Origin of the sequence: Streptomyces sp. 3N207, from assembly GCF_052246355.1 — a bacterium.
Classification (GTDB): Bacteria; Actinomycetota; Actinomycetes; order Streptomycetales; family Streptomycetaceae; genus Streptomyces.
The window spans coordinates 1-860 of record NZ_JBQQBV010000069.1; the positions used below are offsets into that span (position 1 = coordinate 1).

Annotated in this window: 1 protein-coding gene; it reads right to left on the reverse strand. The window is 68.6% G+C overall.

Features of this window, described 5'->3' with window-relative positions; genetic code table 11:
• Nucleotides 1-10: 10 nt before the first annotated feature.
• Nucleotides 11-819 (reverse strand): IS5 family transposase gene (locus ACTWP9_RS36665; RefSeq protein WP_443250646.1). Its coding sequence is split into 2 segments (ribosomal slippage): nucleotides 11-472 and nucleotides 475-819, totalling 807 coding nucleotides; the frame shifts between segments, so codons are not numbered across the junction.
• Between the last annotated feature and the right edge of the window lie 41 nt (nucleotides 820-860).

Sequence of the window (860 nt, forward strand, 5' to 3'; positions counted from 1 at the left end):
AGACGTCGTTTCAGTTGGTGAGTCGGCGGTAGCCGATGAGGGCCGCGGCTATGCCGACGAAGGCGAGGAAGTGCTCGGCCTTGCGCTCGTAGCGGCGGTGCAGGCGCCGGCACCCGGCCAGCCAGGACACCGTCCTCTCGACAACCCAGCGGTGGCGGCCCAGCCGGGCTGAGGTCTCGACGCCCTTGCGGGCGATGCGGTGGCGAATGCCTCTGCTGCGAAGCCATCGCCGCAGATGGTCATAGTCGTAGCCTTTGTCGGCGTGGAGCTTGGCCGGGCGTCGACGGCGCGGGCCGCGTCTGGAGCGGATGGGCGGGATCCCGCGGATCAACGGCTTGAGGCCGAGGCTGTCGTGCGTGTTGGCGGCGGAGACGCCCACCGACAGGGGAAGCCCGTTTCTGTCCGTGACCAGGTGGATTTTGGATCCCGGCTTGCCACGGTCGGTCGGATTCGGTCCGGTCAGCGGCCCCTTTTTGCGGCTCGCACGCTGACGGAGTCGATCGCGCACCGCGACCAGTCCAGCTCGCCCCTGGCCCCGAGTTCGTCCAGGACCACGCGGTGGAGCCTGGCCCAGACCCGGTCCCGGCTCCACTGGGCGAACCGCCGGTAGACAGTGGGCCAGGCCGGGCCGAACACCGGCGGCAGCTGCCGCCACGTGCAGCCCGACGAAGCGACGAAGATGATCGCTGCCAGAGTCTCGCGGTCACCGGCCCGTCGCCGACCACCACCTTGAGGGCGCCTCACCTCTGTCGGCGGGACAATCCGCCGGAACAGCGCCCATAACTCGTCCGGCACCAACCGCTCGACAAGATCCGTCATGCACGGTTCAACGAACGATCACGCCATAAGAAACGACGTCT